The organism is Sorangium sp. So ce145, from assembly GCF_051525985.1.
GTDB lineage: Bacteria > Myxococcota_A > Polyangia > Polyangiales > Polyangiaceae > Sorangium > Sorangium cellulosum_B.
Genome location: NZ_CP150315.1, coordinates 1700879 through 1727378, shown reverse-complemented (window position 1 = coordinate 1727378; position 26500 = coordinate 1700879). Strand labels below are relative to the sequence as shown.

General features: G+C 71.2%; 18 protein-coding genes and 1 riboswitch. Of the genes, 5 read left to right on the top strand and 13 right to left on the bottom strand.

Annotated features, from left to right (window positions below; all coding sequences use genetic code 11):
* Positions 1 to 19: 19 nt before the first annotated feature.
* Positions 20 to 1852, bottom strand: coding sequence for a M20/M25/M40 family metallo-hydrolase (locus WMF34_RS06505; RefSeq protein WP_437992753.1), 1833 nt, complete (start codon positions 1850 to 1852; stop codon positions 20 to 22).
* 230 nt (positions 1853 to 2082) lie between these two features.
* Between WMF34_RS06505 and WMF34_RS06500 the strand changes: the two genes are divergently transcribed.
* Positions 2083 to 3093, top strand: coding sequence for a methyltransferase (locus WMF34_RS06500; RefSeq protein ID WP_012233853.1), 1011 nt, complete (start codon positions 2083 to 2085; stop codon positions 3091 to 3093).
* 129 nt (positions 3094 to 3222) lie between these two features.
* Here the strand turns inward: WMF34_RS06500 and WMF34_RS06495 are convergent, their stop codons facing one another.
* The 6 genes from WMF34_RS06495 to WMF34_RS06470 form a co-directional block, all read right to left on the bottom strand.
* Positions 3223 to 4014 (bottom strand): hypothetical protein, encoded by a 792-nt coding sequence (locus tag WMF34_RS06495; protein ID WP_437992752.1) that lies wholly within the window; start codon positions 4012 to 4014, stop codon positions 3223 to 3225.
* 27 nt (positions 4015 to 4041) lie between these two features.
* The gene (locus WMF34_RS06490) at positions 4042 to 7131 is read right to left on the bottom strand and encodes a TonB-dependent receptor (protein WP_437992751.1); all 3090 of its coding nucleotides are present in this window, start codon (positions 7129 to 7131) and stop codon (positions 4042 to 4044) included.
* Positions 7132 to 7300: 169 nt separating this feature from the next.
* Positions 7301 to 7972 carry a hypothetical protein gene (locus WMF34_RS06485; protein ID WP_437992750.1) on the bottom strand — a complete coding sequence of 224 codons (672 nt, stop codon included), beginning with the start codon at positions 7970 to 7972 and terminating at the stop codon, positions 7301 to 7303.
* Between the two features lie 63 nt (positions 7973 to 8035).
* Positions 8036 to 8794: a hypothetical protein gene (locus tag WMF34_RS06480; protein WP_437992749.1), complete on the bottom strand. Its 759-nt coding sequence runs from the start codon at positions 8792 to 8794 to the stop codon at positions 8036 to 8038.
* 226 nt (positions 8795 to 9020) lie between these two features.
* The gene (locus WMF34_RS06475; protein ID WP_437992748.1) at positions 9021 to 10778 is read right to left on the bottom strand and encodes a thiamine pyrophosphate-binding protein; all 1758 of its coding nucleotides are present in this window, start codon (positions 10776 to 10778) and stop codon (positions 9021 to 9023) included.
* Positions 10779 to 10813: 35 nt separating this feature from the next.
* Complete coding sequence (locus WMF34_RS06470; RefSeq protein WP_012233847.1) at positions 10814 to 11806, bottom strand: 3-oxoacyl-ACP synthase III family protein; 993 nt, start codon at positions 11804 to 11806, stop codon at positions 10814 to 10816.
* Between the two features lie 581 nt (positions 11807 to 12387).
* Here WMF34_RS06470 and WMF34_RS06465 point away from each other — a divergent pair.
* Positions 12388 to 12849, top strand: a complete 462-nt coding sequence (locus WMF34_RS06465; RefSeq protein WP_437992747.1) for an ester cyclase — start codon at positions 12388 to 12390, stop codon at positions 12847 to 12849.
* A gap of 24 nt (positions 12850 to 12873) precedes the next feature.
* Here the strand turns inward: WMF34_RS06465 and ggt are convergent, their stop codons facing one another.
* A complete protein-coding gene (gene ggt, locus WMF34_RS06460; RefSeq protein WP_437992746.1) occupies positions 12874 to 14790 on the bottom strand; it encodes a gamma-glutamyltransferase in 1917 nt (638 codons plus the stop codon).
* A 224-nt stretch (positions 14791 to 15014) separates the two neighbouring features.
* A riboswitch (SAM riboswitch) is annotated at positions 15015 to 15129 on the top strand.
* Between the two features lie 36 nt (positions 15130 to 15165).
* On the opposite strand from ggt, the gene WMF34_RS06455 reads away from it, so the two are divergent.
* A complete protein-coding gene (locus WMF34_RS06455; protein ID WP_437992745.1) occupies positions 15166 to 16620 on the top strand; it encodes an aminotransferase class V-fold PLP-dependent enzyme in 1455 nt (484 codons plus the stop codon).
* 15 nt (positions 16621 to 16635) lie between these two features.
* Here the strand turns inward: WMF34_RS06455 and WMF34_RS06450 are convergent, their stop codons facing one another.
* Positions 16636 to 17670 carry a lipoyl protein ligase domain-containing protein gene (locus WMF34_RS06450; protein WP_437992744.1) on the bottom strand — a complete coding sequence of 345 codons (1035 nt, stop codon included), beginning with the start codon at positions 17668 to 17670 and terminating at the stop codon, positions 16636 to 16638.
* Between the two features lie 120 nt (positions 17671 to 17790).
* Here WMF34_RS06450 and WMF34_RS06445 point away from each other — a divergent pair, with 120 nt between their 5' ends.
* Together WMF34_RS06445 and WMF34_RS06440 are read left to right on the top strand one after the other, a co-directional pair.
* Positions 17791 to 19614, top strand: coding sequence for a vWA domain-containing protein (locus WMF34_RS06445; RefSeq protein WP_437992743.1), 1824 nt, complete (start codon positions 17791 to 17793; stop codon positions 19612 to 19614).
* A 166-nt stretch (positions 19615 to 19780) separates the two neighbouring features.
* Positions 19781 to 20734, top strand: a complete 954-nt coding sequence (locus tag WMF34_RS06440; RefSeq protein ID WP_437992742.1) for a serine/threonine-protein kinase — start codon at positions 19781 to 19783, stop codon at positions 20732 to 20734.
* Between the two features lie 49 nt (positions 20735 to 20783).
* Here WMF34_RS06440 and WMF34_RS06435 read toward each other — a convergent pair whose 3' ends face one another.
* The 4 genes from WMF34_RS06435 to WMF34_RS06420 form a co-directional block, all read right to left on the bottom strand.
* Positions 20784 to 21347, bottom strand: a complete 564-nt coding sequence (locus WMF34_RS06435) for a hypothetical protein (protein WP_012233840.1) — start codon at positions 21345 to 21347, stop codon at positions 20784 to 20786.
* Positions 21348 to 21446: 99 nt separating this feature from the next.
* Entirely contained in the window at positions 21447 to 22787 is a 1341-nt protein-coding gene (locus tag WMF34_RS06430) for a DUF2169 domain-containing protein (RefSeq protein ID WP_437992741.1), read from the bottom strand.
* Positions 22788 to 22865: 78 nt separating this feature from the next.
* A complete protein-coding gene (locus tag WMF34_RS06425; RefSeq protein WP_437992740.1) occupies positions 22866 to 24122 on the bottom strand; it encodes a TIGR02270 family protein in 1257 nt (418 codons plus the stop codon).
* A gap of 91 nt (positions 24123 to 24213) precedes the next feature.
* The gene (locus WMF34_RS06420; RefSeq protein ID WP_437992739.1) at positions 24214 to 26376 is read right to left on the bottom strand and encodes a type VI secretion system Vgr family protein; all 2163 of its coding nucleotides are present in this window, start codon (positions 26374 to 26376) and stop codon (positions 24214 to 24216) included.
* Between the last annotated feature and the right edge of the window lie 124 nt (positions 26377 to 26500).

Genomic DNA, 26500 nt, shown 5'->3' with positions numbered 1-26500 from the left:
CTCTCCTGGCGGTGCGCCGTCAATGGTCGTGGCCGTCGTCCACGGCGGAGGAGCGCTTGCGCGCGGAGGAGGCCTCGCACACGCCAGCGACCGGCTCCGGGTGCTGCTCCTTCGCTTGCTTGATCTCCTGTTCGACGACGCCGCAGAGGATCTTGGTGCTCAGCGCGAGATCGCGGACCGGCGCGGCCTCCCTGATTCCATGGTAATTGACCGGGGCGCCGAAGGTGGTGTCGAATAGCGCGCCCGCGGCGATCGCCTTCACGTACGCCTTGGCGTCGGTGCCTGCGCCCATGGCCACCGCGGGCGCCGGCTTGCCGGTCACCTCCTCGAACGCGCGGCTGATCCGGCTGAAGGTGGGGCCGTCGACCCGGCGGATGTCCGGCGCAACCCGGGTGACGGTCTCGAACGTGATCGGCGCGCCGCCGGAGGTGGCGTTGAACTCGTCGACGATCTGCCCGAAGATACCGGCGAACTCGCTCGCGTCTCCGCACAGGAGCCCCTCGCTCTCCCCGTCCCACGGCTGGCCGTGGTGGCCTATCGCGTACCGGACGTCGAGGTGGAGCGTGATCGCCCCGGGCGACGGCTCGGTGTACAGCCGGGTCAGCGCATAGGTGGTGCCGTTGCCCTCGGTGAACACCTCGTCGTGGCGCTCGAGCAGCTCGGGGTGAGTTTCCCCGAATGTCTTCGTGCCCCAGGTGGACTTGATGAACCGGCACATCCGGGCGACGTCGTTGTCGGCGAGGACCTGCTCCTCCGCGAGCGCGCCCAGGAAATTGGTGAGCGACACGAGCGGATTGGCGCCGTTCGCGCGGTTCTCCTGGGGCACGGACGCGTGCTGCGCGCCCGCCACCAGGGTCGTCAGCTTGAGCGCGTCCGGCAGGCCGGACGTGTCGACCGTGAGCTCGGCCCGCCTGTACGACGGATCGTCGAACGGATGATCGGCGTAGTCCGCCTCGATGCGCAGGGCGAGCTCCTCGAGCGCCGCGGGTGAATCGCCGCGGAGGATCGCCTCGGCCCGGTCGGGGAGCTGGTTGACGGGGCCGGAGGGGGTGTTCAGCGAGTCGATCCACACGCCCGCCGTGGGCGGCGCCTCGCGCGGGACCGTGAACACGGGGCGCTCGATGCCCTTCTCCGCGCGCACGGCCCAGAACGTGTCGAAGATGATCTCGAGGTCCGCCGCCTCCCCGGCGTTCTCCTCGCGGTAGCGCCGCATCGACATGGCGCCGATCTCCTCGGTGGTGTCGAAGATGAGCTCCACCGTGATGTCGTCGAGCAGGGGACTGCCGTCGTAGGCCCGGGCGATGTCCTTGAGCACGAGGAACGTCGCCAGCGCCGGCCCCTTGTCGTCGATGGCGCCGCGGCCGACCCACAGCTCCTGCTCGCCGCCGTGCTTGGTCTCGCCCCTCGATTTCGTCAGCACGAACGGCTCCCACACGTCGGTGTCCCCCGGAGACACCGTATCGAAGTGCGTGTTCAGGGAGATCTTCCGGGGCCCATTGCCAAGACGGAACCCGAAGACCCAGTAGTACCTGGGCTCGGCCGCGTCGCCGCTCTCGACCTTCCACTCCCACGGCTCGATCCTGTGGGTCCTTTGCCCCTCGTTGAACTGCTGCGCCTGGGCCTTCAGGTCATCGACGATCGCCTGCATGCTCGCGACGAACGCGTCCTCGTTCGCGAACTGCTCGGCGCGGTAGGTCTCGGCGGCGACCAGCCTGGCCAGCGCGTCGAAGCTGGCCTCGAGCTCGGCGTCGACGTGAGCGCAGGCCGGCGCGGCGGCGGAGGGCGCCGGGCTCGAAGCATCGTCTTCCCGGCAGGCGCCGTACGCCAGCGCGGCGACGACAATCCAGCCCACATGAACCAGTCTACTCAACCTCATACAGCCTCCAGAGCGGATTCGACTCGCGTGAATCCAGTTGAACTGCGCAGACACGACCGCGTCTGCTCGCCACCTCGCGAACCGAGGGCCCAGAGGGCGAGAGTCGCGAAGAAATGACAGCAATGATCCCGACTTTTCGAGAGCGCCTGTGATCCTTATATGCAATACATTGGTGTGCCCCCGAAGCACGAACACAGGTGATCCATATGACGCAAGAGATCGATCACAACGCGATTGTACGGCTGGGAATGGCTTACGCCGAATCGAAGACGCTGCTCAGCGCCGTCGAGCTCGGCGTGTTCACGGCGCTCGCGAGAGAGCCGCTCGATTGGCAGACGCTGCGCGAGCGGATCGGCATCCACCCCCGCGCGGCGCGCGATTTCTTCGACGCGCTGGTGGCGCTCCGCCTGCTGCGGCGGGAGGACGGCCGGTACTCGAACACACGAGAGGCGGACCTCTACCTGGACAAGACCAAGAAATCGTACATCGGCGGGATGCTGGAGATGTCGAACGCGCGGCTCTACGGGATCTGGGGCTCGCTCAGCGAGGCGCTGCGCACGGGCGCGCCGCAGAACGAGATCGGGGCGCGCGAGGACATCTTCACGTGGCTCTCCAAGACCCCCGAGAAATATCGTGAGTTCACGCAGGCGATGACGGGGCTCAGCCTGCCGTCGGCGCGGGCGCTCGCGGCGAAGTTCCCGTGGGATCGCTACAAGACGTTCGCGGATGTCGGCACGGCCCAGGGCGGCTTGCCCGTCCAGGTCGCGCTGGCCCACCCGCAGGTGACGGGCATCGGGCTCGATCTGCCGCCCGTGCAGCCGGTCTTCGAGGACTATGTCCGAGAGCACGGGCTCGCGGATCGGCTGCGCTTCCAGGTGTTCGATCTCTTCAAGGACCCGATTCCCAAGGTGGACGTGATCACCATGGGTCACATCCTCCACGGGTGGAAGCTCGCGGACAAACGGGGCTTCATCAAGAAGGCGTACGACGCGCTCTCCGAGGGGGGCGTGCTCGTCGTCTACGACGCGATGATCGACGACGAGCGCCGCGAGAACGTGGCCGGGTTCATGATGAGCCTCACCATCCTCCTCGAGACGCCCGAGGGGTTCGATTACACGAGCGCCGATTGCGCGGGCTGGCTTCGCGAGCAAGGCTTCCGCGACGTCCGCGCGGAGAAGCTCATCGGGTCGGATTCGTTCGTCGTTGGCGTGAAGTGAGGAGCGCGCCCCGCTGGAGCGAGTCCAGCGGGGCGCCGCGCGCTGCCCTCCACGAGCTCCGCCCGCCAGGGATCCGGCGAGAGATTTCAACGCAAAGACGCGAAGACGCAAAGTCGCAAGCGAGCGGCGTTATCGCAGCTCCTCCGGGAGTGACGTGAGCACGCAGAGGCCTGTCTCGGCGTCGCAGGTCACGCGGTCCGCGAAGTCCGGGTTGATCCCGGAGCCGAACGCGCGGCCGTTCGCCAGATCGGGGTGCGGATCGCAGAGGCTCGGATCCGGCACGCCGCCGGGCGCGCACTCCACCGCGGGATAGAGGCCCACGACGCTGTAGGACGCGGAGCAGCCGTCCTGCGTGTAGGTCAGATCGCCGACGATCTGCGTGCCCGGGTAGGCGGCCGTCACGTAGATGCGGAAGTTGCTCCATGCATAGCTGATCTCGACGGCCGGGTGCTGCGCGGGCGGCGTGCCCTCCGGCGCGCCGGGAGGCGGTGGCTCCTCGTACGCCGGGACGCTCAGCGTGGACTCCGTGAACGAGGGGATCGCGCAAACGTCGTTGTCATCGGGATCGACGGAGGCGAAGTCTCCGAGCGCGTCGAGCACGGTCGGGCCGAGCTCCACCTGCGCGCCCTGGGCCGCGAAGGCGGGAAAGGCGATCCCCGACGCCCGGACCGCGAGGTGGGCCCTCGTGGGATCAGGGCGCTGCGGGTTCCCGGCCTGCCGTGGGTTGTACTTCTCGAGGCCGATGATCTCCCCCTTCAGCGTGTCGCAGGCGCCCTCGCCCCGCTTCGAGCCGGGCTTCAGCGTGTACTTCGCCGCGAAGCCGCCGTGCGCCGCGGTGCACGCGACCCGCCGCTGCTCGCAGGACGCGGCGAGCGTGAAGAGCGCGGCAAGCGCGAGAGATGTTCCGAGGATTCGTCTCATAATCGTGTGTCTCTCGGGGCCATCGCCCTAGAAGGTCACCTTGGCGCCGATCCTGAACGTGCGCGGCGCCTGATACGCAACAGGCTTTCCAAAGTTCGGGTTCTTGTTGACCGGGTTGAACGCCGAGCCGTCGACGTTCCTGAGCTGGCCGAGATCGCCCTTCGTCCCGTTCGGGATCGGGAGGACGGAGGCCACCGTGTACCGCTGGTCCACGGCTGTCGCCGCCTGGAAATTGAAGACGTTGAACGAATCGATCGTGACGCTCAGCGTGCTCTCCTTGGCGAGCTGCACGCCCACGCCGACGTGGGCATCGACGGAATGCGCCCAGGGGAGGCGCTCGCCGCTCCCGCGCTCGAGGATGTAGACCTGATCGGGGCCATAGAGCGGGTGCGAGCCGAGGTGGCTCGTCGGCCCGCCGGAGGCGGACCGGTACGTCCCGCCCACGCTGACGATCACGCGGTGATGAATCGTGAAGTCCTTGGCGCCGAAGACCTTGATCTGGTGCCTCCGATCCCCGGGGAGCGGCCCGGTGCGGTTCGGCAGGAGCGACACCAGATCGAAGTCCGAGTTGACGTTCGGATCGAGCTGCCCGGTCTCGGGGCGGAAGAGGCCGGCCCAGTTGCCGCGCAGGTAGGAGATCGTGTAGCTCGCCTGCGCGAGCCACGCGTCGGCGAAGGCCTTCTCGGCATGGATGGTGACCGCATCGTAGTCGCGGGTCGGCTTCGGGAAATCCTTGGCGACGCCGTAGCCGGGGTTGCCGATGAGGTACGTCCGCGCCTCGTCCCGGCTGATGTCCTCGATGACCTGGTTCTGGTAGCGCTTCGTGTACTGCGCCCCCACGCGCAGCCGGGGGTAGATCTCGAGCTCGCCGCCGAGCACGATCTCGTCCGTCGACTGCGGCTCGAGGTCCGGATCGATGCCTCCGTCGCCCCCGATGACACGCCACTTCTGGTTGGGGCTGTACGGGGCGCTCGTCGGGATCAGGTTCTCGTTCCGGTCGCACGCGCCGCGCTGCTGCGCGCGGTCCCGAGGGTCGCACGCCGCCGCGGCGTGAAGCGTGAAGACCTGCCGCTCGCCGGGGAACGCGCGGTCGATGATGTTGAGCGGCACGCTCTCGTAGAACCGCGCGTAGTTCACGAACAGCTTGGAGCGGCCGGCCTGGGTGAAGTCGTAGATCACGCCGACGCGCGGCGACCACTGGTTGGGGAGGGCTATCGCCAGCTTGTCGTCGCCTCCATAGAGCAGCTGCGCGTCGTACCGGACCCCCGCGTTCAGCGTGACCCGGTCGAGGATGCTCCAGCTGTCCTGCACGAAGCCGCCGATGGTGGTCGACTTCGAGACGGTCTCGAACCTGTCGAGCGGCACCGCGTCGTCCGGGTTGGCGATGAAGCCCAGCCGACGGAAGCCGGTGAACGCGCCCCCATCGGTCGTCTCGGCGAAGACGTTGCGCCCCGAGTGGCCGCGGGACGACGCATAACGCATCAGCTCCAGGTCGACGCCCGCCTTGACGATGTGGTGGCCGAGGGCGGTGAACAGGCCCGTGAACACGCCCTTGCCCTGGTACCGGTCGAGGGTCGTCTCGCTGAGCGCCCCCGGCCCGCCGCTGAAGTACGTCGCGACGGGGCACCGCTCGGCGGCCTGCGTGCCCGCGGGCTCGCAATCGCGCGTCGCCTCGGAGGGCTCGAAATCGTTGATGGAGTGGAACCCGGGATCGCTCCTTTGCCAGTGGACCTGCGCGATGTCGGAGAGCCCCTTGCCGCTCCCGATCCTCGAGCCGTCGGCGGCGCGGATCGCGTTCTCCTCGTGGTGGACGCCGAGCGTGACGTCGAGGAGGTACGTCTTGTTCTGGAACGCCGAGGACCACTTGACCGCGGCGTCCGTCGCGCTCGACACGTACCTGTGCGCGAGGGCGCCGAAGCTGCCGTTGATCACGTTGTTGCTGGAGCTGTTGTTCAGCTCCACGGTGCCATCCTTCGGGTTGATGCCGAAGTTCCCGTCGCCCCCCGACGTCGTCGGTGATCCGTAGACCGACAGCGACACGGTGTTGTCCGGGTCGATCAACAAGGTGAGCTTGCCGAGGTACTGGACGCTCTGCTGGGTGGCGTAGTAGACCCGCTGCGTGCCGGGGATCGGGTCGGACCGGCCAAAGCGCAGCTCGCGCTCGAGGCGGTAGCTCGCGGCCGAGGGCGAGACGCCGGCGAAGAACCAGAGCCTGTCCCTCAGGATCGGGCCGCCGATCTCGACGCCGGCGTCCCGGAGCGACGACAGCCGGGTGTCGGTCGTGATCGTGCTCGCCTCGCTCTGCACCCCGGTCTGCGACGCCTCGAAGAGGCCCGGCGTGACGCTGAAGAACACCGCGCCGTGAAGCTCGTTCGAGCCCGATTTGGTCACCGCGTCGAGGTAGCCGCCGGTGGCGCGGCCGTACTCCGGCAGGTACCCGCCGGTGATCACCTTGACCTCCTTGATGAACTCCACGGACAGCGGCGTCCCGATGACGCCGAAGGCCGGGTTGTTCACCGACAGGCCGTCGATCACATACTGGTTCTCCGGCGACGTCGTCCCGCTGATCGACACGCCGTACCGGTCGGCGCTCGCGCCGGGCGCCACGTCGGCGAGCGCCTCGAACGAGCGGGTCGCCGCGCCCTTCGCGCCCGTGGGGATGAGCGGGATGCGGCTCGCGAACTCCGAGCCGACGTTCACGCCGGTCGCGCTCGAGCCGACATCCACGATCGGCGCGCTGCCGACGACCACGATCTCCTCGGCCTTCAGCGCCTCGGGGAGCAGCTCGCTGTTGACCCGGATGGTGCTGTCGACGCGGAGCTCGATGCCGCCGCGGCTGTACGGCCGGTACGCGTCCTTGTCGAGCCGGAGCGTGTACGTGCCCGGCGGCAGGTTCGGGATCCGGAACTGGCCGGAAGGGTCGGTGACGACCAGCTGCTCTCCCTGGAGCGCGGGGGAGGTCACGGTCACGACGACGTCGGCGGCTGGCTGCCTCGTCGACGAATCGAGGACCGTGCCTGTCAGGACGCCGGAGCCGGTGGCAAAGGCCGAGGTCGGGAGGAGCACGCTGGCGGCCGCCGCCAGCCGCGCGGCCCAGACACCGCGCCTTTCATGCATGAAGTTCACAGATCTCCTATCACGGTGTGAGGGCCGCCGGCCCGCCGTCGGCCCACCGCCGGTGGCGCGCGCGGCGGCCGTCGCGAGGCCGCCAAAGAAACGCGAGCAGAGGAGCGCACGGGGATGGGACCGGCCTCGCCATCGCGGTGAGCAAAAGACGCGAGCGGCGCTACAGCTTGGAGTACCGGTGCTCCAGGATGGCCTTCAAGTTGGCGATCTCGATCTTGTGGATCGCGTCGAAATGGGGCCAGATGTCGCCGACCCAGGCCCGGTCCGTCCGCGCGCGCGGCTTGCTGATGTAGTCGGGGAGATCCTCCGTGGCCCTGTCGTAATACGGGTGCTTCACGTTGGTCCAGAGCACGATGGTGCCCGGCTTGCGAATGGTGGGCCTCGCGTCGACGAAGCGGAAGTGATACCGCATCCACAGCTCGTCTCCCTGGTCCCAGGCGCAGGGGTAATCGACGACGCGGCTGTCCGGGTAGGCCTCGGCTCGAACGTAGATCGACGTGTCCTTCGCGAGGAACTCCCTCCCCTTGTACAGGCCGCCGCCGATGTGGTGGAGGCTCCTCAGGCTGAACGTCCACTCCTCCAGGCTGTAGACGTTCGCCGCGTACTCGAACGCCACCTCGACCGGGACATGGATGTACTCGCCGAGGTGGCAATACTGGCCGAAGATCTCGTCGTGCGAGTACGTCGGCTTGGTGATCCCCTCCAGGTGCTTCACGCACTCCTCGATGGAGTGATCCTCGGAGACGTACAGCCCGGGGATCTCCCTGCTGGAGACCCCGTTCTTCACGAGCCCGGATCGGCTCCACGGCCCTCTGTCGTCATGTGCGGTCATCGTGCTCTCCTTCAAGTTCGACATCACAATCACATCACGTCGTACGCTGGCCTGCGCCCCGCTCTAGAACGGCGACAGCCCCACGGTGACCTCGGCGGTCGAGAACTCGTTGTAGCTGTCGAGCACCGAGAACTCCGCCGTCGAGCCGCCGATCAGGGCCCCGAGCGGGCTCTGCGCGCGGGTCTCGAGGGCGGCGTCGGCGCCACCGAAGAAGAGGTCCGGGATCGCCGTCGACTGCTTGACGGGGCCGCGCCATGTGGACACCCACCAGTTGGCGACGAACGGCGCCGAGGGCCCGCTGGGCGCCGCGACCGTCCCGTCGACGACCAGCCGAGGGAAGCCGGGGAACGGCACGCGCACGTGGAGGTCGCCGACGCCGCCCGACAGCGCGAGATCGTACTCGAGCGACGGCACGTACTGAGCCAGGAAGCCGGCTTGAAGGAGCTTGTACGCGAGCAGCGCGTGGTCGGTGTAATACCAGAGCGTGTAGCTGTTGACGTCCCCGGTCCCGTCGGGCGGGGCGACGGCGAGGCCGATCTGGACGACCGAGCCAGGCGTGGGCGTGCCGCCGTTCACCGAGATGCCGCCGGCGTGCGACGTCCTCACGACGATGGGGGTGACGGGCCCTCCCTCGCCCGCGAGCACGAACTCGTCCGGGACCAGGGCATCTGCCTCGTCGGTCGGGACGAGCTCCAGGCCGATCGTCTCGACGACATTCGACAAGCTGACGCTGAACCCCCGGATCTCCTGCCGTGCTTCAGCGGTGATCTCGGGATCGACGGCCTCCACGGCGCAACCGGCGGTGAAAATGGAAGCGAGCACCAGGGAACTCACGGAACCACGCAGAACCATCAAAGCCTCCTCAGGTCGCCGACTCCAGCGCCGGCAATCAACCAATGATGACTGGACCTCGAACAACAACAATGGACATCACTCAACATCAACACGATTCGATCCATCGAGGCCATCGGACACGACACGACCGCTCGCGACTCCAGGGGGCACGAGCTCGCTCGAGATCGCCGCGCGATGACGCCTCCGGGCGCGGTCATGCCGCGAACGCCGACGTCGGTATCGTCGGCGCGTCCGCCCCGAGGAACGGCGCGAACGGCGGGATCTCCTCGCGCAAGAGCCGCAGGTCGAGCACGCCAGGCACGTCGCGGTGGTTGTCGTGATAGTCGCTCAGGCGGTCGCGCAGCTCCTGCGGCGTGGACGCGGAGCCCACCCAGAGCCGGCCGCCCGGGGCGAGCCCGCCCGCGAGCGCCGCGAAATCGACCTCCGGATAACGAACGGCCTCGATCCGGGACTCGAAGAGGAGCTGTTGACGCGTGACGCACATCCCGTGCATCGCGTTGTTGAACACGACGAACAGGATGGGCAGGCCGAGATCGACGGCCGTGTGCACCTCCAGGCCGAGCATCAGGAACGAGCCGTCGCCGCAGATGACCGTCGTCCGCGTCCCGGGCTCCGAGCCGAGCTGCGCGCCGATGGCGCCGGGGATCGAGTAGCCCATTCCCCCCATCCCGAGCGCGATCGTCGATGTCGAGCCCTCCGGGACGGGGAGGTAGTGCATGGCCGCGGCGGCGCAGTTGCCCGCGTCGAGCACGACGTGGCCCTTCGCCGGCAGGTACCCCGCCAGGATGGCGAGGGCTTCGCTCTGCAGGAGCGTGTCGGGCCCCGTGGCGCCAGGGTCATCGCCCGGAATGGCCGGCGCGAGGCGGGGCTCGTAGCAGCGCCGCGTGTACCCTTCGATCGGAGGGAGCGGTGCCATCGGGCGCCTCTCCAGGAGATCGAGCAGCGCGCGAAAGGCGCGGCCGACGTCCGCATACAGGGTCATCTCGGGCTGAAGGATGCGGTGGATCGCCTCGGGATCGACGTCGATGACGGCGAAGCGCTTGTCCTTGAAGCTCTTCTCGACCGCGGCGCGCGTCATGACGTCGAGCGTCGCGCCCGCGGCGATGATGAGATCCGCCTCGTCGCGCAGGTACGCGTGCGCCGACGGGTGTCCCGCGGCGCCGACGGTCCCCAGATACAGCGGGTCGTCGTTCGGAAAATCGGCGCGGGCCGACATCGTGGTGACCACGGGCAGACCGACCGCGCGCGCGAACGCCTCGACCGCGCCGGCGTCATCGGAGCGGCGCGCCCCCTGACCGATGAGGAGCAACGGGCGGCGCGCGCTGCGGATGGCCTCGAGCAGCGGCATCACCTCGCCGATCCCGATCGGCCGCGACCTGCAGAAGCTCGGCAGATCCGGAGGCCAGTCGACCGGGGGCGGGCCGACCTCTTGCTCATAGAGGTCCCGGGGCACGAGGAGGACGGCCGGGCCCTGCCGGCCCGACGTCGCCGCCACGACCGCATCGCGCAGCATCGGCCAGAAGTCGTGTGGGCTCCTGATCTTTCCGACGTACTTCGAGATCGAGCGCCAGAGCAGGACGGCATCGACGCAGTTGCCGATGCCCGACGAGTCCTGGAACGCCCCCCGCCCCTCGAGCGACGTCGGGGGCTGGCCGACGATCGCGAGGACGGGGACCGCCTCGGCGTAGGACTCGGCGATCCCGACAGCCAGGTTGAGCATCCCCCCGCCCGACGTCGCGCAGCAGACCGAGAGGCGCCTGTGGACCCTCGCCCTGCAGTCCGCCATGAACGCGGCGCCCGTCTCCGTCCTCGCCAGGACGGAGACCAGCCTCCCCTGCCCGTGCCGATGGATGGCGTCGTGCAGGTGCTCGATGTTCGCGCCGCTCACCCCGAAGACGTATCGAACGTCCCAATCCCTCAGCATCTGGACCAACGCGTCGGCCAACTTCATACAGCGTGTACCTTCCGTGTGTGGACCTCGGGCGACTACTGCCAGCGCAGCACCATCGAGCTCACGAAGTCTCCGCCGTTCGAGAATGTCCCGAGCGCGACGATATCGCCGCGCCGGATGCGGCCGCTCTCCAGCGCGTCCGCCAGCGTGACCGGAATCGAGCCCTGGAACAGGTTGCCATAACGCGCCAGGGTGTCGTGCGTGCGCGGAGGGAGGATCCCTATCCGGGCGCGCCACTCCTTGAGAAACGTCTCGTTCGGCTGGTGGGTGACGAGGAGGTCGACGTCGCTCGGCGACAGCCGGGCCTCCGCGAGGCACCGCCCCACCGCGTCAGGAACGAGCCCGAGCGCGTTCGTGCGGATCGCCTCGACCATGTCCCTCGAGAAATTGACCGTGATCGGGCCGCAGCCGCGCTCCCAGTAGTTCTTGAACTGCCCGTCGACGACGTCGGGCTCGAAGCGGAACAGGCCGTAGTGCTCGCCGTGGGAGCGCTCGTACCGGGCCAGGATCGACGCCGCGCCGGGCGCCACGAGCGTGGCCGAGGCGCCGTCGCCGAGCACGGACGACCTGCGGGACTTCTGGAACTCGGGCAGGCGAGAGATGAAGTTCGTCACCGTCACGACGACGACGCGCTTGTACTGGCCCGACTCGATGAAGGCGCGGGCCGTGTTGAGCCCCGACAGGTACGAGGAGCAGCTCGTGTCGATGTTGAGGATCGTCGCCTGCCGGGCGCCGACGCGGTGCTGGATCGCGGGGCCGATGCCCGGCCAGAACGTGTCGGAGAAGATGCAGGAGCACACGAGGAGATCGATCGTCTCGGGGAGGATCCCTGTCCTCTCGAGGAGCCGCTCGACGGCGCGCACGCCGAGGTCCTCGGAGAGGTAATCCGGCGACGCGAACCTCCGCTCGTGAACCCCGCTGAAGAAGGCGTTGTCCGCCAGCGCGTCCTCGGAGCTGCCCTCGGGCGGCTCGTTCACGACCCGGCGCTCCGGCATGAAGCTGACAACATCGACGATCTGAGCCTTCATAGTGCCATTTCCCCGGAGCAGGCGTGTCGACGCAGCGCTCGAACAGCGAGCGTCGAAATGCTGCCACGGCGAGCGACCCAAAGCGGCGCGCGGAGCCAATCACCGCTCCCCGGACTACCGAGGGCGCCGACACCTTCGCTCGACTCGCGACCAGGTAAACAAGGAACGTGCCGCACAGCCTGCTGCCGCTCGCCGCCCCCGGCGTCTCGACACACTGATTTGTAGTCTGGACCTGTCGTGCAGATTTCGGCCCTGCTTCACCGACAGCCATGCCGAGCGACCGCAATGGATTATGCGTGGACGGAATCAGCGTCAGCGATCCATTGGGGGAAGCGATGGCCGCTGCTGCTAAAGCATCAGCGTTACTTATCGACTGCTGCTGCGGCAGCACCGGCGCGTGCGGCATGCCTCGCCCTGCCGCTCTCCCCAGGGCGGCGCGCTGTGCGCCTCGTTCGGACGAGCGGCGAGGAGGTGCGCCGGCGGGCACGATGGCCGCCCGCTGGCGCGCGCATTGCGAAGCGGCACGCCCTTGCTGTCCGGGGGGTCAGTCCGCCGTCACACCCGACGGAGAAGAGGCAACCATGGCGAACATCGATGCCGTCATTCCGATCGCCCCTGCCACGGCCGCGGCCCTGGCGGAGCGCGCGGCCTTGCTGACGTTCTACCGCGCCTTCAGCGAGCGGCGGCCGGAGCTCATCGACGAGGCGGTGACCCAGGACTGGGAGGACATCCCGCTGCCCCCCGGTCAAGGGGTAGGCCCGGAGAGCATCAAGCCCATCCTGCGCGCGTTCTTCAAGGCCTTTCCCGACGTGAAGCTCACGGTGCTGGACATCCTCCAGGAGCCAGGCCGGGCCGCGGTCCGGTCTGTCCTCACGGGGACCCATCGAGACGCTTTTCTGGGGGTAGCGCCGAGCGGGCGGGAGATCAGCATCCCGTGCCACGATTTTCATGCGCTGCGGGAGGGCCGGATCGCGCGGACGTGGCACCTCGAGGACTGGTTCACCGCGCTGGCGCAGATCGGCGCGTGGCCCCCGGCGCCCTGACAAATCGCCTCATTTCGAGGGGACTCACCGCTCCTGCTCGACCATCGCGCTCCCGCCGTGGCGCCGGACCGGCTCGGCGACCGCGGTCACGGTCCCATCGCCGTTGAAGCGCAGGGCGGTGGCCGCGCCGATCTCGCCTCCCATCGTGCCCGCGTCGGAGAGGACGTGGCCCAGGGACGCGAGCCCCTCGGCCTCCGGGGCGCTCAGGAACGCGGTCTCCGCGTCGGTGGCGCCGTCGCCCGAGTTGCGCTGCGACAGGCGCGGCGCCGCGAGCGCGCTGTCAATGGGGAGGCCCAGATCGATATGGCCGACGAGGATCTGCAGCACCGTGGTGATGATGGTGGACCCGCCTGGCGAGCCGAGCGCGAGCACGGGCTTGCCGTCCTTGAAGACGATCGTGGGGCTCATGCTGCTGCGCGGGCGCTTGCCCGGCTCGACCGCGTTGGGGTGCGGCGAGCTCGGGTCGGGCGGGATGTTGAAGTCGGTGAGCTCGTTGTTCAGCAGGAAGCCGTACCCTGGGACGACGATGCCATTGCCGCCCTCGTACTCGATGGTGCAGGTATAGGAGACGATGTTCCCGGCGGCGTCGCTGACCGTGATGTGCGTCGTCTCGTTGTCGGAAGCGTCCCTCGGGCCGGCGTCCCCGCCGCTCGCCGCCGGGGCGCGGCCGGGCGCGGGGCTCGGATCGCTCTGGAATGCGTAGGGATCGCCCGGCGGCGCCGCCGCCGAAGGGGCCTCGGCGAGGTCGATGAGGGCGCGCCGCGCGTCGGCGTAGTCCTTCGAGAGCAGCCCCTTGACGGGGGCGTCCACGAACTCGGGATCGCCGAGGAAGGCGCCTCGATCCGCGAACGCGAGCCGGGAGGCGCCGAGATAGCGGTGCAGCACCTCGACCGGCGTGAGCGTCGCCGGGTCGTACCCCTCGAGCAGGTTCAGCGCCTCCGCGACGGCGATCCCGCCGCTGCTCGGGAGGCCCAGGCCGTAGAGGGTGTAGTCGCGGTACGTCGTCGAGAGCGCGGGGCGGACGCGGGCCTCGTAGCCCTGGAGGTCCGAGAGCTCGATGACCCCCGCCCGGACGTCGAGCGCGCTCCCGGGCTCGACCGGAGGCGACTTCACCGCGGCGACGATCGCCTCGGCGACCCGCCCTTCGTAGAACGCCTTCTCTCCGCCCTCGGCGATGAGCCGGTAGGTGCCGGCCAGATCCGGGTTCTTGAAGATCGTGCCCACGGGCCACGGCTCGCCGCCGGGCCCCAGGAAGAGCGCTTTGCTGCTCGTGATCGCCTGGAATCGGGCGAGGTTGCGGCGGGTCTGGTCGAGGAAGGTCTGGTCGACGTCGAACCCCGCCTCGGCGACCTGGATGGCCCGCTTCAGCACGTCTCCGAGCCCGAGCGTTCCATGGCGGCGGAGCGCCTCGCTCCAGCCCCGCACCGTGCCGGGCACGCCGACCGACAGGCCGCTCGTGACGAGCTCGTTGAACGCGATCGGCGCCCCGTCTTCATAAAAGGACCTCGCCTCGAGCCGGGACGGCGCCGTCTCCCGGTGATCCAGGGCGATCACCTCGTCCTCGCCGGCCAGGTAGACGAGCATGAAGCCGCCGCCGCCGATACCGCAGGAGAACGGGTCGGTCACGCCGAGCACGCCCGCCGCGGCGACCGCGGCGTCGACGGCGTTCCCCCCTCGCTTCAGGATCTCGATGGCGGCCAGCGTCCCGCGGAGATCGACCGTCGCCGCCGCCCCCCGCCGCCCGGTGGCCGTCGGCGCGATCTCCGGGAGCCGGGCGAACAGGTCGCCCTCGGCGCCGCCCTCGGTGGCGTCCGGCTCGGCGCCTGCGTCGCCCGGCGCCGAGCCGCCGTGGCCCACCGGAGCCAGCCTCTCGTCCGGTCTGCAGGCGCTGCAGGAGGCGCAAAGGAGGAAGAGGGCGAGAAGGAGTCTGGGTGTCTTCATGGGTTCTCTCGGGGTGCGCTGGAGGACGGACGGCTCACGGTCGCACCCCGCCTCGTGCGGCAGAGTCGGCCGTGAGGGCCCTGTCCCGGAGCCGCCATGTGCGGCATCGCATTGCCCCGGAGATTCACAATGCAACCAGCGTACCGGCGGTCGCAGCCGAGCGGGCGGCTGTGAGGTCGAGCCGGGCCTTGCCACGAGGCGACCATCGCGGTAATGGTTCGGCAGGTCATGAGCGCCAGCGCGTAGCCCCGGCTCGCTGGCCGACAACCCTCCGATCCGCGGTGGGGTGTCCCGGGTGACGACCTGGCCGGCCGCATGTGCGGCGGGCAAGCGCGGACTCTGGTCGCCCGGAGTCCCCTGGACTCGTGAGGTGATATGTCGATCGCTTCCATCGTGAATTCGCGCCCTGACGCGGGCGCGCCGGCGCCGCGTGCCCTCGGCGCGCTCCCTTTGCCCGTCGTCGGGGCGGACCTCTCCGTGCCGCTCGTGACCGGCGAGCAGGTGGGCTACGTGAACCTCGATTACGCGGCCAGCGCCCCGTGCCTGCGCTCGGTGCTCGACGCGGTCGCGGCGCTGTTGCCCTGGTACAGCAGCGTGCACCGCGGGGCGGGGTTCGCGTCCACCGTGACGACGGAGCTCTATGCCGCCGCTCGCCAGGAGGTGGCGGACTTCGTTGGAGCGCGCGCCGAGGACACGGTGGTGTTCACCAGGAACACCACCGACGCGCTCAACCTGCTCGCCGCGGCGCTGCCCGAGGACACGACGGTGGTGATGTTCGCGTCGGAGCACCACGCGAACCAGCTGCCGTGGCGGCGCGGTCGATCCGTCGTCCTGCCGGTGCCCGCGAGCGCGGACGAGGCGATCGCGCGGGCCGACGGCGCGCTGCGCGGCGCGTTCTCACGCCATCGGCTGCTCGCCGTGACGGGGGCGAGCAACGTCACGGGCGAGCTGTGGCCGCTCCCGGAGCTCGCCGCGGTCGCCCATCGCCACGGCGCGCGGCTCGCCGTGGACGCGGCCCAGCTCGCGCCGCACCGCGCGATCGCGCTCGCCGGGATCGGGGCCGATTATGTCGCGCTGTCCGGTCACAAGCTCTACGCCCCCTTCGGCGGCGGGGTGCTCGTCGGCCGCGGCGACTGGCTCGACGCCGCGCGCCCCTACCTCGCCGGCGGCGGCGCCGTCCGGCGCGTCACGCACGACGGCGTCGAGTGGGCGAACGGCGCGCCCCGCCACGAGGCCGGCACGCCCAACGTGGTCGGCGCGGTGTCGCTTGCGGCGGCGTGCCGCGCGCTCTCCGAGGTGGGCATGTCCGCCGTGGCGGCGCACGAGGCGAGCCTGCTCGACCGCGTCACGCGCGGCCTCTGCGCCGTGCCCGGCGTCGAGCGCCTCGCGATGTGGGGCCCGGAGAGCCCGCGGATCGGCGTCGTGACGTTCAATGTGCGGGGCCTCCATCCCGGCGCGGTCGCCGCGGCCCTGAGCGCCGAGCACGGCATCGGCGTGCGGGACGGGTCGTTCTGCGCGCACCCGCTCATGACGGCGCTCGCCGGGGATCGCGCGCCGGAGGCGAGCGGAAGCGCGGCGGTGCCCCTCGCGGTGCGGGCGAGCTTCGGCGTCGGCACCAGCGCGGCGGACATCGACCGGTTCCTTTTCGCGATCGCCGATCTCGTCGCCCGGGGTCCCCGATGGCGTTATCGCCTCGACGGAGGGCGGCATGTCCCCGATCCGGATCCTCGCCCGCGCCCTGCGCTGGCGGGTCTGCTCGCCGGGGGCGCGGCCGGCGCGGCGCTCGGGCCCCTGGCGAGCCAGCTCGCGCCGTGCCAGGCGTCCCTCTGAGGCCTCTGAGGCGGATCAGCCCCCGGGCGCGCGGCCCAGGGCGAGCGCGCGCCGCGCGAGCGCGCGCAGGTCGGCGAGGGTCGCCCCCTCCAGCGGCGAGGCCTCAGCGTCGACGTCCTCGCCGCGCGCCGGCGCATCCCCCCGGCCGAGCGCGTCGAGGAGCCAGCGCGCCGTGAGGACGTCGCCGCCGAGCCACGCGCGCGCCGGCGGGACGCGCGGGACGCGCGGGACGTGCGGAACGTCGGCGAGCGCCGCGGCCTCGATCCAGCCGATGGGCACGCGCGCCAGCGCCGCGGCGGAGGCGCCCGGCGGCACCGGGTCGTCGGGCGCGGTCACGGGCTGGAAGCGCTCGGCCGCGAGCTCGGGCGCCTCGCCGCCGTCGATCAGCGGGAGCGCGGCGCGGAGGGCGACCCCCTCGACGACGGCGCGCGCGAGCGCCTCGAGCGAGAGGCGCGCCGGGAGGACGTCGGAGAGCGCGGCCGGGGCCTTGCCCAGCCAGCGGTCGATGACGCGCTCGTCCGGCGCCGCGAGCTCCGGGGGGATCGCGGGCGCCGCGTCGAGGCCCGCGAAGACCTCGATGAGGACCGCGCCGTCCGGCGTGGCGTCGAGGCCGAGCAGCGCGGCGGGGCGGTGCTGCAGCGAGATCCACTCGCGCCCGAAGTAATGCGCGGGCGCGCCGGCGCGGGAGAAGCCCTTGAGAAAGCCGCGCACGTTGCGGTTGAGGAGCGTCCGGGCGGTGGCGTCGGGCGCGAGCGCGGCGGCGTGCGGCAGCGCGAGGGTCCACACGACGCCGCGCCCGCCGAGGAACGCGGCGGTGCCCGTCGTGGCGCGCCGCAGGACCTTCGCGCCGCGCGCGGCGCAGGCCGAGAGGTCGACCACGCGCGCCGCGCGCTGGGCCGCGCCCAGCACCACGGCGGGGCCCTCGACGAGGCTGGCGGCGAGCCAGGGCGCCGCCTCTGCCGTGCGGGCGCGCGCGAGCAGCGCGGGGCCGAGCGCGAGCGCGTCCTCGAGAGGGCGATGAACCGGCGGGAGCGAGTGCATGGCGGGCATCGAGGGAGTCTCCTTGGCGTGAAGCTCGGCGCGCGGCGATGCGGCGATGCGGCGATCTGCCGGCCTGCGGAAGCCATCGACCCGTTGACGGCAGCCCGGGGCGGGGTGTGCCATGGTGCCATGTTCAACGCCCGCCCCGATCGACCATGGCTCCCCGCCGAGCCCTCGGAGCGACTGCTCCGGGTGGAGATCACGGTACCCCGACCCGAGAGGGGCCAGGCCCGCAAGCCTGTCCACCTCTCGCTGGTGATTGACCGCTCCGGCTCCATGTCTGGCGAGAAGCTGCGGCTCGCGCTGGAAGCTGCTCGCCAGGCCATCCGCACCCTCCAGCCCGGCGACCGCTTCAGCGTGGTCACCTTCGACCACCAGGTCGAGGTGCCCATCCCCTCCACCGACGCCACACCCGGGGCGCGGCTGCGCGCCGAGGCCGCGCTCGACACGGTGACCGCGCGAGGCAACACCGACCTGGGCGGCGGCTGGCTCCGCGGCTGCGCCGAGGTGGGCGCGCACCTGCCCGAGGATGCCATCGGTCGCGTCCTCCTGCTCACCGACGGCCAGGCCAACCACGGGCTCACCTCGCCCGACGAGCTGACTTCCCGCGCCCGCTCCCAGCGGCTGCGCCGGGTGACCACCAGCACCATTGGCCTGGGCGAGGGCTTCAACGAGTTCCTCCTGGGCCGCCTCTCCGAGGAGGGCGGCGGCAACTTCTATTTCGCCGCGCGCGCCGACGAGCTCCCCGGCTTCGTCGGCCGGGAAATCGGCGAGGTGCTCTCCGTGGTCGCCCGCGACGCCGCGCTCGTGATCCGCGCACCCGGGGGCGTCGAGGTGGAGTCGCTCAATGACTACCCCTGCACCCGCGACGGCGGGACCTGCTCCTTCTCGCTCGGCTCGCTCCCGGGCGGGATGGTGCTGGCCCCGATGTTCCGGCTGCGCTTCCCCGCCGGCGCGATCGCCGAGACGCTCGCAATCGATGTCGCGCTCGCGGACCGGGACGGCGCGCTGTCGAAGGAGCCCTGGACGCTGGCATGGCCTCGGGTCGCGGAGGAGCAGGCGCGCGCCCAGCCGGCGGATCCGGAGGTGCTCCGGGCCGCGGCTGCGCTCGACGCCGCCCGCGCTCGCCGGGTGGCCCTGGGGCTCAACGACGATCGCCTGTGGAAGGAAGCCGCGTCCGCGCTGACCGACGCGGCCAGCCGGCTCCGAGGCTACGCCGACGGGGATCCCGAGATCCGGGCCGAAGCGGACCGGCTCGACGCCGAGCGAGACGCCTATTCCAGGCCGATGTCCTCCCTGAGCAAGAAGAACCATTATTACGACGCGACGATGGCCATGAAGATGGGCGGGCGCGGCCGCGCCCGGCCCGGCCCTCGGGTCCTCGGGGTCCCCACGGATGCCCGGCTGGCCCCGCTGCTCCGGACGGCATCCCAGGCGCTCGGCGGTGTGAAGGGCGCGCCGGCCTTCGACGTGGACGTGCCGTTCCAGGGGGCTCCGATCCCTGCCGGTCCGCTCTCGCAGCGCGGCGAGGACGAGCTGGCCGCCTACGCGGACTCGCTGGATCCCGGCGCCCTCAAGGTGGTCTTCGTGGAGCAGCCCCTGCTGGACCGCTGGTTCTCGCACTGGCATTTGGGATACCGGACGGCGGTGATCTCGCTGGCCGGCCTGGATCAGCTCATCTCCTTGCCAGCCGCGTCCTTCGTGGCCTACGAGCTGCTCCTCTACGGGCTGCACGCCCTCTCCGCCGATTATGAGCCCGCGAAGCTGTTGCACACCGAGACCCTCGCCTGCCTCTTCGACCTCTGCCAGCAGAAGGCCGATGTGGCTATCAAGCTCCAGGCCGGTCATGTCTGCGCCGGGTGCCTCGAGAAGCTCTCCACCGTCGGCCTGGATCGCGACGTGGTGACCCAGCTATGGCGAGCGGTCCAGGCGCTCGCTCAGTCGGGGACGTGACCACCAGCCTTTGCTTGTCCTCTCCGCCGCAAGAGCGCAGTACTCGCCCCGAGGAACGCGGACGGGGCCCGGCAAGAGGCGCGCGGCCAGGGCCCGGCAAGAGGGACGCGGACGAGACCCTGCGGGACGGGGCCCTGCGGGCAGCCGCCGGTGGTAGCATCGCTCCATGGTGACCGAAGAGGAGCTGGCGGAGCAGCGCGTCGGCACGTGGATCGGCCCCTGGGCGGTGGAGAGCGTCCTCGGGGTCGGCGGCATGGCGAGCGTCTTCTTTTGCCGCCGGGCTGACGGGTGTGTGGCGGCGCTCAAGGTCCTGCACGCCGAGCTCGCCGAGATCGAGGCGGTGCGAAAGCGGTTCTTGCGCGAGGGGCCGATCGGGAGCGCGCTGGCCGCCGTGGCCCCGCTCTGCGACGGGCTCCCCCAGGTGCTGGAGTCCGGGGCCACGGACGACGGCCTCGTCTACATGGCCATGGAGGTGCTCGAGGGAGAAACGGTGTTCGACCGCATGGCGCGGCACGGGACGCTCCCTGTCGGCCAGGTGCTCGCGCTCGGCGAGCGGGTGCTCGACGTGCTGATCGTGGCGCACGAGCACGGCGTCGTTCACCGCGATCTCAAGCCCGAGAACCTCCACATCGGCAACGACGGGCGCGTGCGGGTGCTCGATTTCGGCCTCGCGCGCGTCCTCGACCCGCTGCTCGAGGACGTCGCCGGGGTGCCGGAGATGACGAAGACCGCGACCGGCGTGTCGATCGGCACCGACGATTACATGGCGCCCGAGCAGGCGCTGGGCCTCATCCGCGAGATCGACGGCCGGACAGACCTCTTCGGCCTCGGAGCGACGATGTTCCGGCTGCTCGCGGGCCGCACGATCCACGGCAACCTGGACGACGCGCGCCTGCTCATCGCGGTCGCCACGGAGAAGGCGCCGCCCCTCGCGATGCACGCCCCCACGGCGCCGCCCGGCCTGTGCGCCGTGGTCGACCGCGCCCTCGCCTTCCTCAAGCAGGAGCGTTATCCCGACGCGAGGACGATGCGCGCCGATCTCGCCGCCGTGCGCGCCGGCCGCGAGCCGCCTTATGCGACGGCCGCGGCGCGGCAGCCGCGCGGAGCGATGGGGGCGTAGGGACCGGAGCAGGCAGCGCTCCACGTGGAACCAGAAGGCGGGAAGAGCATCATCCCACGCGCTCCCAGGCCTCCTGGTCGAGCGCCGGGAAGGTGACGAGGCACGCGCCCGCCTCGATGCCGTCGAGGCGGGCGCGGCCCTCGTCGTCGAGCGATCCTTCCCGGATCGAGCCGTTGGGCAGCTCCACCCGGTAGCGCTCGTACGGGATAGGCCGGTCATCCTCGCCGAGGAGACGGATCTCGATCCAGGTGAGCTCGGTCCTCGGCGCGCGCGGGGCGGCGCTGGCCGGCGCCTGCTCCTCGGCGTCGGCCGCGTCGCCGCCGTAGGACGGCAGCCAGGGCAGGGGCGCCTCGCGGAGCCGCACCCGGCCGCTCATCAACAGCCGGCTCAGCGCGTCGAGCACGTCGGCGTCGGCCAGGCGGTGGACGACGCTGGCCGGCGCGGCGTCATCGAGCAGCCGCCGGAGCGTCGGGCGGTTGTGGGGCTCGGCGAAGAGCTGGCGCAGCCAGGCGGCCGCGCTCGCGCGAGCGTGGAGCAGGTCCGCGCCGTCCTCGCGGCCGCCGGAGGGCTCGATCGCGAAGCGCCGCGGACCCAGCGATAGCAGCCGCTTCAAACCACCATGCTCCTTCCCGGGCTCGCTCGAGCATACAGCCTGGCTTCCCGCGAGAAAAGCTCCGCTGAAAGCGGCCGTCCGGCGCCTGGCGCGCGCTCGTCAGGGCAGGGCGCCCGCCTCGGCCATGGCGGAGAGGAACGCGTCGCCGAGGCCCGCAGGCTCGGCAGCGAGCCCTAGAAGCGGCCCCGGCGGGGCTGCGACGTCGGGCCGCGAGGGGTCAGCGGGCGCGGGTGCCTGGAGCAGCGCCGGCAGGGCCGGAGGGAGCTCGCGCGGGGCCTCGAACGGCGTCGCTGGCCGGCGGACGCGCATGCTCAGCGGATCCATCGTCCCTTCGAGCAGATGGTCCTGGATCCTGGGCGCCCGCGGCGCCGCCGGGCCGGCCGGCTGCGGGGCCGGAGGGAGCACGGACGGGGCCTCGAACGGCGTCGCTGGACGGCGCGCGCGCGCGCTCAGCGGGACCATCGTCCCTTCGAGCGGGTGGTCCTCGACCTGCTCCATCACGGGCGCCGCCGCGGCGGGCAGCGGCAGCACCGCGCGCGATGGCGCCACCGCCGACGGCGTGGCCGATCGCCCCGACTCCTGCGCAAAGGGGTCGACCCACCGCAGCGGCTCGCCTGGCAGCTCCACGCCTGCCACGATCCGGAGCGCCGCGAGATCCTCGCCCGCCACGGCCGTGTAGCCTCGCCACACCACCGAACAGCACCGCCGATCCGCGTCGATCTGCAGGGTGTCGGCGCGCATGGCCAGCGCCGCTCCCTCGCGCGGCGCCCGCCCCTCGCGCCGGAACAGCCGCGCGACGGCCCGCGCGCCCGCGAGCTGCGTCCGCAGCCGCGGCCGCTGCGCGAACATGCCTCCCAGCACGACCCACTCGTCCCCTCGCAGGCCCTCCATCCGCTGCTCGGCTGGCGCTGCCTGGAAGTACGCCCAGTCGAGCCCCTCGGGCACCTCCAGCTCCACGCCCTCGAGCCGCCTGGGATCCGCCGCGCCGAGCAGCGCCTCGCGCCGTGGCCAGCGGCGGGACAGCGGCCCCATCCCGTCCACCCGCACGCGCCGCTGCCCCTCGCTCCCCGGCACGGGCCCGTCGAGCGCCAACCATCGGTCGAGCCGCAGCGCCCCCTCCTGCACGACGGCCAGCCGGACCGTGATCTCGCCGGCGACCGTCGGAGGGACCTCGGCGTGCCCCGTCAGCAGCACGTCCGCCTCGCGCAGGTACGGCGCCAGATCCCCCGCCGCGCGCAGCCCCACGCCCGAGGGATCCGGAACCTCGCCGGGCACGATCGGATCCGGCTCGCCGAGCGTCACGGTGCCCTCGGCGACGAGCCCGAACGTCGCCTTGACGACCGCGGTCACGAACCGCTGCCCGCGCAGCTGCCAGACCAGCGTCGCCGCCGAGGCGCGGCCCAGCGACGTGATAGCGACGGGCCATCGAGCGCGGTGCACGGTCCATCCCAGTACCACACCGCGTCTTCCCGGCGCGAGGACGGCGCGCGCCGCCCTCTCCGCCACGCGCAGCGCTCGCTACCAGAGCTGCCCGAGCGCCTCCTGCTGCGCGAAGCCCGGCCCCCGCACCTCGAACACCCTCCGCCCTCGCTCCCGCAAGCTCAGCTCCACCGCCGCGGCCCCGCGCGCGACCTGGTTGCCTCCCCGCAGCGCCTTCTCCAGCCCCTCTCGCGTCATCGCCCGCCCGAGCAGGTACCTCGTCCCCGGCCTGTACTCCGCCGCACGGCGGCGCCACCAGGCGGCCACGCCGGCGACATCGGGAAATGCGAGGTCCTCGTCCGGAGCCGCCGCCACGTCCTCGTCGTCCGGATCGTCCGTCGGTCCCGCCCGGAGCCCGTCGGGCGCCCTTCTCGCGAGGTGCTCTGCGGCCAGATCGAGCCCGGTGATCAGCGCGATGGCCTGACCCGCAAGGCGCGAGAGGGCAGGATCTGCCGCGACCTCCAGGAGCCACGGCACGCCGGCCGGGTCGCCAAGCGCCGCCGTCGCCGCCACCGCCGTCCGCGGGTCCCGAGCGGACCTCGCCAGCGCGCGCAGCCAGGTGGACGCGGCGGCCGGGTCCATCCGCCGCATCGCCATGCTCGCGGACGCCGCTGCGAACCGCCCGTCTCCGCCCGCGAGCTCCCAGAGCACCTGCGCGGACGCGCTCTCGCCGAGCAGCGCCGCTGCCCACGCCGACCAGAAGCGGCACGCCTCGTCGTCGGAGCGGAGCGACGCGCGCACCTCCGGGAGCAGGTCGACCCGCCCGAGCTGCCCTGCCGCCCGCAGCGCTCGCGCGCGCAGCCGCGCGTCGCCTGCGAGCAGCGCGTAGCCGAGCGGCGCGCCCGGGTCCTCCCCGTGCGCCGCGCACGCCGCGATCCCCAGCCATTGTAGCGCCGGCGGGCACCGGCCGGAGGAGAGCCCCGGCAGGAGGCGCCGCACGCGCTCGATCGGCGTCCACCCGAGCGCCGACGCGATGCCCCGCGACAGGTCCGGCGCGCCGCCGCCCACGTCGAGGACCCGCGCGAGCCCCCGCAGGTCCCAGCGATGCACGGCCACGACCGCCGCGCCGAACACCTCGCCCCCCTCGGCCCGCTCGAGCAGCGCGCGGCACGCCTGCCAGCCCGCGTCTCCCGCCACCCTGAGCCCGTCGAGGTGCGCCTCCAGCCGGTCGTCGAGCTCGGCCAGGTCATCGAGGTCATAAGCCGCGCTCCGGGCGGCGCGGTCCCGGACGAGCCACAGGAACGCCGCCTGGTCCGCGTGCTCCTCGCAGAGCGAGGCCTCCAGGGTCGAGCTCATCCAGCCACCGCCGCCCCCCCTCCCCCACCGCTCGCTCGCTTCTCCATGCGCCCTCCTCCGCTCGACCCGCGGGCCTCGACCGGGCTCGCCTTCAGTTCATCCCGATCTTGCCGCCCTTGACGCTCACGTTGCCCGAGGCCTGCACGCTCACGTCGCCGCCGGACTTCACCGCGAGCTTCTGCCCTTCCACCTGGATCGGGCCGTCGGCCTTCACGACGAGCTGCTTTCCCTGCACAACGATGTCGCCGCTCTTCTTGATCAGGATCCGCGCGTCGCCGACCTGGATGGTCAGCTCCTTGCCAACGATGATCGCCTTGTTCTCGCCGACCTCATCCTTCGCGCTCTTGCTGACCGTGACGGTCATGTCCTTGCCCACCGTGATGGCGTAGGCCTCGTCCACGCTCACCGACTTGTTCTTGCCGACCGTCTCGTCGCTCGCCTCGCCGACGGATTCGGTCTTGCTCTTGGCGACCGAGATCGACGCCGACGCGCCGATCGAGACGCTCTGGCCGCCGCGCACGTCGACCGACTGGTCCTTGCCGACCGACTCGGTATGGCCGCCCGACACCGAGACGCTCCGGTCGCCGCCGACGTCGAGGCGCTCGTCCTGCCCGATGCTCTCCGTGTGCGTCTTCTTGACCTCGATGGTCTTGTGGCCACCGACCGCCTCGCGCTGATCGTTGTCCACGCGCTTCGTCCGGTCGCGGACGACGTGGAGCGCCTCGTCGCGGCCGATCTCCTGGGTCTTGTCGTTGCGAACGACGGTGTTCCAGTCCTTCTGGCCGTGGAGGAAGATCTCCTCGGAGCCCTTCCGGTCCTCGAAGCGGAGCTCGTTGAACCCCTCGCCGCCGGACGAGCTGTTCGACTTGAGGGTGCTCTTCGTCTTCTCGGCGGGCAGCGGGTACGGCGGCACGTTGGCGCCATGGTAGACGCTGCCGACGACGAGCGGGCGATCCGGGTCGCCCTCGATGAAGTCGACGACGACCTCGTGGCCGATGCGCGGCAGGATGACCGCTCCCCACGCGCCGCCGGCCCACGCCTGGCTCACCCGGATCCAGCACGAGCTGCGCTCGTCCCGCTTGCCCTGCCGGTCCCAGTGGAACTGCACCTTGATGCGCCCGTGCTCGTCCGTGTAGATCTCCTCGCCCGCGGGGCCGGTGACGATCGCGGTCTGGACGCCCCTGATCGAGGGCTTCGGCGTGATGAGCGGCGGGCGGAGCGGGACGGCGGCGGGGATGGCCTGGAACCGGGTTTCACAGGGCGACCTGCCCTCGCTCGCCACGGCATCCATCGCAGGCTCGTGGCCGCTGTGCTCGACGCGGACGAGGAGATAAGACTGGTTGATGTCGTCGCTCGGGTGCTCGGCGAGCGAGAAGGTGCGGCCGGCGAGCAGGCGAGGGCACACGGCCTCGCCCTCGGCGGTGCGGCGCCTCGCCGCGAGCTCCTCCAGCCGGACGCGCGCGCGCTCCCGGCCCGCGCCCGGCGCATCGTAGTCGCCGGGGTGGTCGTAGATCTCGAGATCGTCGTCGCGCTCGCCCTGCTCCGAGCTCTCCAGCGAGAGATCCGGCTTCTTGAAGTTGTAATCGCGCAGCGTGACCTTGCCGGGCCGGAGCTGCTCGGCATAGCGGAAGCGGGAGATGTGCTCGCCGCTGATGAGCGCGCCGAGCGGCGGGCGGAAAACGACCGTCGCCTCGCCGTCGATCGGGGGGTGGGCCGAGGGCGCGTCGCAGAGCACGAGCACGTGCGCGCTGGCGTCGTGATCGAACCAGTAGGAGATGCCTTCCTCCTCCATCAGCCGGCAGGCAAAGGCCCAGTCGCTCTCGCGGTACTGCACGCAATACTCGCGGGTCGCATAGCTCTTCCGGAGCGAGAAGCGGCAGCCGTCGGAGGCGACCCCGGCGGCGCCAAAGACCTTCTTCAGGATGTCGGGGACCGAGAGCTCCTGGAAGATGCGGCTGTCGCGCCGGTGGAGCAGGCGATAGACGTCGGGCACCAGCACGGCCCTGTAGGCGGTGAGCCTCCTCCCCTCTTCTCCCAGCTCGAAATGGGCGATGATCCCGTGGACGTGGCGGACGTCCTCGTTGGCCCGGAACGTGAGCGACGCGCGCTTGCCGACCGCATCGCCGAGGGCGATGTCGCCATCGAGGCTCACCAGCGTGATATCGAACCGGAAGAGCTCGGAGATCGCCTCCTGTCCCTCGAAATGGACGATCCGGAGATCTGCGCTGAACCCTTCGATCTGCAATGTGTGCACGTGCCCCGCTCCTCCCGAGAGGCGAGCGCACGGGAGCGCGCGCGCGCGAGCGCTCCGATGATACATGTTCCCTGCGGCGCGATGTCGAGCTGCTTGTGCTGCCCAGACGGGTATGAAATGCTCA

Coding starts and splice junctions, on each gene's coding strand:
- WMF34_RS06445 (WP_437992743.1), top strand. CDS start 17,791: ATGTTCAACGCCCGCCCCGATCGACCATGGCTCCCCGCCGAGCCCTCG.
- WMF34_RS06495 (WP_437992752.1), bottom strand. CDS start 4,014: ATGAGACGAATCCTCGGAACATCTCTCGCGCTTGCCGCGCTCTTCACG.
- WMF34_RS06450 (WP_437992744.1), bottom strand. CDS start 17,670: ATGCCCGCCATGCACTCGCTCCCGCCGGTTCATCGCCCTCTCGAGGAC.
- ggt (WP_437992746.1), bottom strand. CDS start 14,790: ATGAAGACACCCAGACTCCTTCTCGCCCTCTTCCTCCTTTGCGCCTCC.
- WMF34_RS06485 (WP_437992750.1), bottom strand. CDS start 7,972: ATGACCGCACATGACGACAGAGGGCCGTGGAGCCGATCCGGGCTCGTG.
- WMF34_RS06440 (WP_437992742.1), top strand. CDS start 19,781: ATGGTGACCGAAGAGGAGCTGGCGGAGCAGCGCGTCGGCACGTGGATC.
- WMF34_RS06490 (WP_437992751.1), bottom strand. CDS start 7,131: ATGCATGAAAGGCGCGGTGTCTGGGCCGCGCGGCTGGCGGCGGCCGCC.
- WMF34_RS06455 (WP_437992745.1), top strand. CDS start 15,166: ATGTCGATCGCTTCCATCGTGAATTCGCGCCCTGACGCGGGCGCGCCG.
- WMF34_RS06470 (WP_012233847.1), bottom strand. CDS start 11,806: ATGAAGGCTCAGATCGTCGATGTTGTCAGCTTCATGCCGGAGCGCCGG.
- WMF34_RS06475 (WP_437992748.1), bottom strand. CDS start 10,778: ATGAAGTTGGCCGACGCGTTGGTCCAGATGCTGAGGGATTGGGACGTT.
- WMF34_RS06465 (WP_437992747.1), top strand. CDS start 12,388: ATGGCGAACATCGATGCCGTCATTCCGATCGCCCCTGCCACGGCCGCG.
- WMF34_RS06425 (WP_437992740.1), bottom strand. CDS start 24,122: ATGAGCTCGACCCTGGAGGCCTCGCTCTGCGAGGAGCACGCGGACCAG.
- WMF34_RS06500 (WP_012233853.1), top strand. CDS start 2,083: ATGACGCAAGAGATCGATCACAACGCGATTGTACGGCTGGGAATGGCT.